A 10,086-nucleotide genomic window follows, 5' to 3' on the forward strand; every position below is an offset into this window, starting at 1 on the left:
GAGGCATCAAAGCCAAAGCCGGCATATTTGGCGGTTCGGTCTTGTTTCGTCACCTGGAAGGCATCATTGTGCCAGTAAGCCAGATTGACAAGGGACTGGTGCTCGACCATGACACCCTTCGGCTGTCCAGTCGTTCCAGATGTGTAAATCATATAAGCGAGATCCGTTGGTTTGATAGGAACCTGAATCTCGTGTGCTTCTCCTTCTACTGCCTCTTCTATGAAGAGGGTATGACCTGTGAAAGAACGTGGTGCAGTGAGCTCTTTCTGAATCAGAAGGACCTCTGCCCCGCAGTCTTCCAGCATATAGGCAATGCGCTGCGCTGGATAATCGGCATCAATCGGCACAAATGCCGCACCTGCCTTGAGAACTCCGAGAACAGCGGCTGTCATCTCGAGCGATGGACGCGTGAGAATGCCGATGCGGTCTCCCGGTTTTGTGCCGGTGGAAATGAGTCTTGCGGCGACTGTATTCGCCCGGTTGTTCAGTTCTTCATACGTCCAGCTTGTGCCGCAGAAAGTTGCGGCTTTTTGATGAGGTACTTCCTGTGACTTCGCCTCAATCAATGCATGAACCGTTTGATCTGTCGGGACATTTAGGATAGGGCCTGACCATTCATTAAGCAGATGTCGCTCTTCTTCTTTTGTTAAGATGGAGATGGTCGAGATCGACTGATTCAATTTCGCAAGCATTTCGTCTATGATTCGCTCAACATATTGACTCCATCGCTGAATGGTACTCTTTTTAAATAGTGCCGCTGCATATTCAAAGCGCAAGCCCACTTGATCTTGTTCCTCAAAGACACCGAGCGTTAAATCAAATTTTGCCTGAACGGCTTCTTGCTGTTTGTGCGAAAGCGTAAGTCCATTCAATTCCGGTAACGTCAGATCACGCTCATCCGTTGTCATCATGACACTAAACAACGGGTTGCGGCTCGTGTCTTTCGGAAGGTCTAACTGCGCGACCAAATCCTCGAATGGGAATCCTTGATGTTCATAAGCTGATAGATTGTGATCTCTTATTTTTTCTAGCAGATGCTCTGCAGTTTCTTCTAACTGAACGTCATGTCGAAGGGCCAGTGTATTCACAAACATGCCCGGAATCCGTTCGATTGACGCATGTGTACGTCCAGCCGTTACAGCCCCTATGACGATGTCATGCTGCCCAGTCAATTTATGAAGGAGAATGGCAAAGGCCGTTTGCATCACCATGTTCAAACTCACATTTTTTTCAGCCATGAGCGCTTTGACATGCTGCGCCTTTTCAGCAGACAGCCATCTATCAACCCGGCCTCCTGCAAATGACTGCACGCTAGGCCGCGGGAAATCAAGCGGAAGTGCTAAGTCTTCTGGCGGCTGTGCATATTGCTCCAGCCAATACTGCCGCTGTTTTTCAAGTGCTGCTTGCTGTTCTTCCTCTTGCTGCCATACCGCATAATCCTTGTAGTGCAACTGAACTGGCGGTAACGTCTTATGCTCATACAACTCCGCTAATTCTTGAATAAGCAGACTGCGTGTCACTCCGTCTGCGATGATATGGTGCATATCCATCATGAACACATATTTGTCATCAGACAGCTTTGCCACTTTCGCTCTCATTAGAGGTGCTTGATGTAATGAGAATGGTGTCATGAAGTTGTCTACGACGGATTGTACCTGATCGCTTTCTACTTCAACCATCTGTAACGTAAACGGCACACGGCGATAGATTTTTTGGACGGGACTGCCATCAATTTCAACAAAAGCTGTCCGCAATGACTCATGTCTATCAATTAAAGCTTGAATTGCTCCTTCTAGCTGCTTCAGATCAAGGTTTCCTTCCATCATGAAAACGGCTGGCATATGGTAGGTGACGGATTCTGGATGCAGCTGCTGTAATACGTACATTCGCTTTTGTGCGGAAGAGACTGGATAGAAATCTTGCTTTTCCGCTGGCTGAATCGATGTGACGAGCGAAGCATCAGCTTCTTCCAAATAGGCAGCTATCGCACGTATCGTTGGCTTTTCAAAAAGAACCTTGAGTGGAACATGCTGATTCAGTTTGGCTTGGATTTTCGAAATGAGCACCATGCCTTTCAGAGAATGCCCGCCTAATTCAAAGAAATGGTCATCAATGCCAACTTTCTCAATTCCAAGAACATCTGACCAAATATCACAAAGCGTCTTCTCAAGCGCCGTTTCTGGTGCTGCGTGTGCCGTGCGGTTCATATGTGCCTCATGAGGAAGCGGCAGAGATTTCGCATCTACTTTTCCGTTTTGCGTCAGCGGCATATGATCCACTTTGACAAAATAAGTAGGAATCATGTAATCCGGCAGTGTCTCTGAAAGCTTTTCTCTAAATGTCAGCGTTCCAATGTGATCAGGTGCTGTATAATATAACGCCAGCTCCGGTAAACGAGACGTGTTGATCACTTTGACATACACTTTTTGAATGGTTGAAAGGGCACGTGCGGCATGCTCAATTTCTTGTTTCTCAATTCGATAGCCGCGAATTTTCACTTGATCGTCTACTCTTCCAAGGAATTCAATCTCCCCATTTGCATGCTGTCTGACCAAATCTCCAGTCCGATACATCCGCTCTTGAGGGAAATAAGGATTTTCAAGAAAACGCTCTGCTGTTAATTCAGGCTGATTCAAATAACCTCTTGAAACACCATCACCTGAAATATAAAGCTCCCCCGGTGCACCATAAGGAACAAGGCGCTGCTCGCGATTGCATACGAGCGCTCTTGTATGAGCAATAGGCTTTCCGATGATAGAACGCTCCTTTAAAGCGTCCAGCTCATGCGGTGTCATTAGCTTGCTCACTGTACCAATCGTTGTTTCTGTCGGACCGTAATGGTTCATCACTGCCACGCATGGATGCTGCTTCATAAATGTCGCAACATCTTCAGAGACAATCGGTTCTCCTCCCAATACCACAAGCCGTAAAGCGTCAAATGTATGACCCTTCGAATCTGCCATCATATGAAATAAGGATGGTGTCATTTTGATATAAGTCAGCTCTTGTTCATCAATAAAACGCATGAGACGTACAGGGTCTGTATACACGTCTTCACGAGGAATATAGAGTGTCCCGCCTGCTTTTAGAACCGGGAAAATGCTTGTGTAACCAAGGTCGTATGCATAAGAAGACAGGAGTGCCGTACGATCGCATTCTTGTAAAGTCACTTCATGTGTCAACCAATTGACGTAGTGTGATAGATTACGATGCGTGAGCTGTACACCCTTTGGCTTCCCTGTTGTTCCAGATGTGTAAATCACATAAGCCAGTTGATCAACCGATACGTCCGGCAGGTCTAGAGAATCGTTTCGTTGGACGGCTTTCTCCACATGTACGACCTGAATCGACTTGAGATGCTGATAGGAATCACCAAGAGACTCATTTGCCACGATGACTTTTGCCCCTGAATCTTTTAATGTGTAACGAATACGTTCCGCAGGAAAAGCTGGATCAATTGGGACAAATGCACCGCCTGCTTTCATTACACCTAGCATCGAGACAATGACATAGACAGAGCGATCAAGAATAAGTGCGACTGTGCTTTCTTTCTCTACGCCTTGCATCTTCAGCTCACTGCAAAGAGCATTGGACATGTGATCTAGTTCACGGTAGGTCAGCTTCCTTTCACCATCCATCACCGCAATGGCATCAGGCGTTTCCATGGCTTGACGTGAAAATTGCACATGGTACGGCTCATGTTGACCTGCTTGTTCTCCATCCCTTTTCTCCAGCCGCTCCATTTGCTCATGCTGATCCAAGAGGTTGAACAAGCCAATTTGTTCATTCGGATGCTGGACCGCCTCACGAATAATCGCAAGCAGATGTGTTCCGAACCGGCGGATGGTTTCCTCTTTAAATAATGCCGTTGCATAGTCTAGGCTTAGTTTTATTTCTCCCTCACGTTCAAATGCTTCTAGAGACAGATCAAATTTGACGGATCGGTGCTGCATTGCATAAGGCGAAATGTTCAGATCGCCGAGCTTTAGTGCAGGAACATCCATGTTCTGCATATTAAACGAAACACTAAAGAGCGGGCTTCGGGTTGTATCACGATCAAGCGGCAGACGTGCGATTAATTCTTCGAGCGGATAGCTTTGATGTGCAAAAGCATCTACACTCGTTTCTTTTATTTCTTCAAGCAGCTGTAAAAATGACTTTGTTTGTTCCGGTTTTCCGCGCATCGCAATGGTATTGATGAACATCCCTGGCATGTCCTGAATATCTGGATGTGTTCGCCCCGCAACAGGAGATCCGACAATGATATCTTCCTGTCCGCTGTAGGATGCGAGCAGCACTTGAAATGCAGATAACAAGAACATGTACAGTGTCGTATCTGTTTTCTTGAGCAGCTCATGAATACGCTGAGTTGTCTCTTGATCACAGCCAAACATCACCCGTTCTCCAGAAAAATCACGTTCCACTGGACGCGGGTAGTCTGTCGGCAAATCTAAAACCGGTACATCTCCTTCGTATTGCTTCAGCCAATACGCTTCATGCGCACGCTGTTTCTCTGTTTCTTCTTCACTTAACTGCCAGACAGCGTAATCTTTATAATGAATGGCTCTTTCTGCAAGTGCCTCTCCATCATAGGCTTTCGCCAAATCCTGAATGAACGTCTTCATGGAACTGCCATCTGTAATCAGGTGATGTGCTTCCAGAACTAAAAGATGACGGTCGTCACTCACTTTGAGCAGCTGTGCCCGCAGGAGGGGAGCGGCTGTCAAATCAAACGGCGCCTGACGTTCAGCAAGAAATGCCTCGGCCTCTTCTTCCTTTACATCATGGACAGGGAGGTCAAATGCCGCTCTTTCATGTACCCTTTGGACGATGTTCTCGCCTTTCATATGAAAACTCGTTCTTAAGATTTCATGCGTTTGAATCAATTCATCAAATGCTGAGGTGAGCCGCTGATGATCGAGCGTACCTTCAAGCGTTAAGACGATCGGAATATGATAGTTCGTACTCTTAGGTTCAAGTGTTTGTAAAATGTATAAGCGCCGCTGAGCTGGTGACACTGGATAGTCCTCCGCCTTCGCTGCGGGTAAGATCGGATGTCCTTGTTCTTCTTGACCGTCCTGGTCAATGTATGACGCAAGCGATCGAACCGTTGGCTTTTCGAATATCACTTGAATCGGAACTTCCTTTTGGAACACTTCTTGGATTTTGGCTGACATCATCATTGCTTTGAGTGAATGTCCGCCAGTCATGAAGAAATGCTCATCTATTCCCACCGCTTTCCCAAGCAGTTCCTCCCAAATTTGAGCAAGCGCCTTTTCCGTCTCAGTTTCAGGCGGAATGATCCTGACTTCTTCACGATGAGCTTCGTCAGGCGTTGGTAAAGCTTTTCGATCGACCTTTCCGTTTGCTGTAAGCGGGAAAGCATCTAGCTTCATGACGTGATGAGGTACCATATATGCTGGCAGTGCTTGATGAAATAAAGCCCGCACCTCTTCTTCTCTGATCGTTCCCGTATAGTAAGCGGTCATTTCTTTTTCTTCTGAAGGAGACGCATGGATGAGCACAACCGCCTCATCGATCCCCGCCTCTTGTTGAAGAACCGTTTCAATTTCACCGAGCTCAATACGGAAACCACGGATTTTCACTTGATCATCTGTCCGTCCGAGGAATTCGATTTGACCATTTGAACCGTACCTAGCCAAATCTCCTGTTCGATACAAACGCCCTTCTGCCTTGAAAGGATCAGCGATAAATGCTTGCTTTGTTAAATCTGGACGATGGAGATATCCTCTTGAGACACCGTCTCCGCCAACATACAGCTCTCCTGGCGCACCAATTGGCTGAAGTCTTTGATTGTCATCTAAAATGTAAGCGGACGAATGATTGATCGGCTGACCAATTGGAATCGTGCCCGTTTCATCCCCTCTCACCTCATAAATGGTCGAGATGGTGGTGTTTTCTGTTGGGCCATACGCATTCAGTAAAACAAGTGATGGATGATGTTTCTTCACAAGCTCTGCACTTTTCACATTGATCACATCACCGCCTGTGATCAATTTGGACAATCCTTTAAACATATGCGGTCGCTGCTGAGCGAGTTGATTAAACAAACCTGTCGTTAAAAAGAGCGCCGAGATTTGATTCGTTTGGATAAAGCGTTCAAACCGGTTGATGTCCAATAACGTGTCACGGTCAACAGGATAAAGCGTTGCACCGTTCAGCAGTGTGGTGAAAATTTCAAAAGTAATGGCATCAAAGCTGACTGCTCCTGTATGTGCCATACGATCCGACTTGTTCAAGCCCAGTGTCTCCTGTGAACATGCCAATCTGACAATATGCTGATGCTCAATTTGAACACCTTTTGGCTGGCCGGTTGACCCCGACGTGTACATGATATATGCCAATTGCGAAGGAGAGGTCTCGACTTCGAATGGTACGATTGACTGATTCGATATGTCTGACACATGAACGGCTTGGATGCTTTCATGAACTGGCGGCTGGCTGTCCGCATAGAGCAAAACGGATGCACCGCTGTCTTCAAGCATAAAGCGGATTCTATCCTCTGGCTGGGCTGGATCAATTGGTACATAAGCAGCCCCTGCTTGAAGAACCGCTAAAATGGCGATCACTGCTTCAGCAGATCGATTCATATACACTGCGACGGCATCTTCTTGTTTCACTCCGCTGTCAACCAAATGACCCGCCACACGATGGATTTCTTGGCCGAGTTCTTCATAGGTGAATGCCCGCTCTCCTTCGACTAACGCCAGCTGGTCTGGCTGCGTTTGAATGCGTTCTTTCAGAAGCTCAGGAATAGACAGATGCTTTGGATAATCTCGTTCTGTCTTGTTCCATGCTTCAATCTGCTGTTTTTCTTCTTCGGTGATACACGTCACGTCATGAAGGCGAACTTCCGGATTTTCGATGATCTGCTTCATGAGGTTGGTCAGGTGTTTCGATATTTTTTCAATGACCTCTTCTTCAAAAGCCACCGCATTGTATTTGATTTTCAATGTCCATGTTTCACCTGGATATACAAGGACATTTAGATCGAAATTCGTTTGTTCAAATCCGTCTTTTACATCAATGGAAAACCCTAGACGTTCCGACATGGTGTCACCAGATAGCTCTTGATCTAAAGGATAGTTCTCAAACCCGACCAAGTGATCGAAGAGTTGTCCTCCTGCAGCTGCCTGTTGCTGAATGTCATAAAGCGGCATAAAATCATAGTTTTCCGCTTCCAGCGCATGCTGCTGAACTTTTTGAAACAGCTGTTTGAAGGTGTCTTCCTGATTCATTTCTACCCTGACCGGTATTGTATTGATAAAAAGCCCTGCCATCTGTTCTATCCCAGCCACACTTGGCGGCCTTCCAGATACGACTGTTCCGAAAGTGACATCATGTGCCGCATGGTAAGTGCCTAAAAGAACCGACCAAACAGCCTGGAATAGATTTGGTGCTGTCACTTGGCAATTCCTTGCGATCTCTTGAATGCTGCTGACCATTTCAGCATCCCATGTGAACGTCCATTCCTGATGGTCATATTGTCCGTTCGCTTCTTTTTGCTGCAAAAGCCCTTGATGCTGAATCGCACCGTCTAAGCGATCCTTCCAATAGCCTTCCGCTGCTTGTTGATTTTGCTTGCCAAGCCACTGGATATAATCTGCATAAGGTTTTCCTTGTGAGCGATCCGGCGTTTTGCCGTTCCGATAAGATTCGTAGTAATGAAACAATTTTTTCATCAAAACTCCCATGGACCAACCATCCATGATGATGTGATGGTTGCTCCAAATGAGATGCCAGTTTGTTTCATTCAGTTGAAAAACAGCGACCTTCAATAACAAATCATTCGTTAAATGGAAGCCTTGCTTTCTCACTTGCTTTTTATATTGATCTAGTACCTTTTGCTGTTCCTGATGATTCAGGTGAGATAGATTCTCTCTATACACATCTAGATTGCGCTCTGCCAGTACAACCTGACGAGGCTTCTGTAATTGCTGATAGACAAAGGCTGTACGGAGAATGTCATATGTGCCGATGAGCTCATTGAGACTTTTTTCAAAAAGATCGAGATCAAACTCCCCTCTTATTCCAAGCTCCAGCTGTGTGAAATAAGAGGACGAATTAGGGTCTAGCATGGCATGATATAACATGCCTTCTTGCATTGGTGTTAAAGGATATACCTTTTGAATCTTCTGTTTGCTCATAGTCCACCTCTTCGTTTGCTTAAAATATATCCATTAGCTTTTCAAGTTCATCCATGGTCAGGTCATCGTCTCCTACATCACTAGGTGTAATTTGCGCTTCATCTTGTGATACACAATGTGAGATGAGTGCCTTCACGTTCTTTTCTAAAAGGTCCTTAAACTGTTCCATCGTTTGCTCTTCGAATTCAAGCTGGTGATAGGAAATCGTCATATGGAACAAGCCCTGTTCTACGAAACCAACAATATCTAATGCATGAGGTTTCTCTGATTCTGGACTTAATGATTGACCTGCCTGCCAAGTGGATCGACTTAGTTCACCCCCGCCAATCTGTTCATCAAACTGACCAAGATAGTTAAAGCTGATATCTGGCGTGACATCAAATGCGATACCGTCCTTCATTTTGTCAGGCGTTAAGTATTTTAAAACGCCATAGCCGATTCCCTTGTTCGGAATGTGTCTGAGCTCTTCTTTCAAAAGCTTGATTTGATACGAAAGATCCTCCGCATGCGACAAATCAAGTAGCACAGGATACATGCTCGTAAACCAGCCGATGGTCCGCGACACATTGACCGCCGGAAGGATGTCTTCCCTTCCATGTCCTTCAAGGTGAATTAAGTGTCTGTCTTCTCCTGTCCACTCTTTCAGGGTCAATCCTAAAACGGTTAGCAAAATGTCATTGATTTCCGTATGGTACGCCTCATGTACTTCTGTCAGTAGACTGCGTGTTTCTTCCTCAGACAGCGTAAAGCGAATGGTTTTTGTATGCAGCATTCTTTGATCCTCTGTAACATGATCCTTTTGCAGAGGTGCAGTTAAATGCCCAAGTACCTTTTTCCAATAGTCCCTTTCTGCCAGCAGCTCATCTGACACTGCATATTCCGTCAACTTCTGGGCATATGCTTGGAATGAATGTGTTTTTTCAGGAAGGGTCAGCTCTTCCCCACGCTTCGCCTGCTCATAAAGAGCCATGAAGTCTTCAAGGAAAATACGCCATGACACACCATCAATGACAAGATGATGTACAACGAGCAATAAGTGATCTCCATGATCCGTACGGAAAATCGCAGGTTTGACTAATGGTCCCTCTGTTAAAGAAATACTCGCCTGCACTTCATTTGCCAGCTTTTCTACGTGCTCGATTTGCTGTGATCGTTCTCCTTGTACTTCTATCACGTCCACCGCTACATCGTTTTCGTCTACTCCACGATGACGCTGGATGATGCGTCCTTCTTCTATCGGATAAACCAATCGCAAAGCATCATGATGGGTCATCATCTGCTCGAGCACTTGCTTGACAAGCGCTTCATCCAAACCATTTGCCGCATGGAGCATAACGGACTGATTCCAATGATGCTGGCTGCTGAAGTTCCGTTCAAAGAACCAGCGCTGTATCGGTGTTAAAATAACCTCTCCTTCGACAGCTGACTGATCGGCTGTGAGAAGGTCCGCTTCTTCGATATATGGGCGAAGCTCCGCAATCGTTGGGTATTGGAAAAGCAGCTTCATATCGAGCCTCCAGCCCTCTTGCGTGAGTCTGCTTGCCATTTGGATGCCTTTAATCGAATCTCCGCCAAGGAAGAAAAAGTGGTCGTGAATACCAACTTGGCTGACGCCAAGTACATCTTCCCAAATGCCGCAAAGCAGTGTTTCCACTTCATCTCTTGGCGCTTCGTATGCTGTTTGATTCGCATCCACATCAGGTGCTGGCAGTGCTTTGAGATCGACTTTGCCATTTGCCGTCATCGGCAGTTGGTCTAGCTTGATGATCCATGATGGCACCATATAGTCAGGCAAGATGCGCTTTAAGCTTTCTTTCAGTGCAGCCGTTTCTGCATCTGTAATGACGTAAGCGACAAGAGCGTCTTGATCACTTGCGTCTTTGACCGTTGTCACGACGGCTTCTTTCACTTCATTTAG

General features: G+C 46.1%; 2 protein-coding genes. Both read right to left on the minus strand.

Going from position 1 to position 10,086, the window contains the following annotated elements; all coding sequences use genetic code 11:
- Window positions 1–8,168 (minus strand): non-ribosomal peptide synthetase (locus tag KVT11_RS19495; protein WP_217609116.1); only part of this gene is annotated, 8,168 nt, incomplete at its 3' end.
- 19 nt (window positions 8,169–8,187) lie between these two features.
- A partial coding sequence (locus KVT11_RS19500) for a condensation domain-containing protein (protein ID WP_254636524.1) occupies window positions 8,188–10,086 on the minus strand: 1,899 nt, incomplete at its 5' end.

Origin of the sequence: Bacillus sp. GbtcB10 (assembly GCF_019091365.1) — a bacterium.
In the GTDB taxonomy this organism is placed as follows: Bacteria; Bacillota; Bacilli; order Bacillales; family Bacillaceae; genus Bacillus; species Bacillus altitudinis.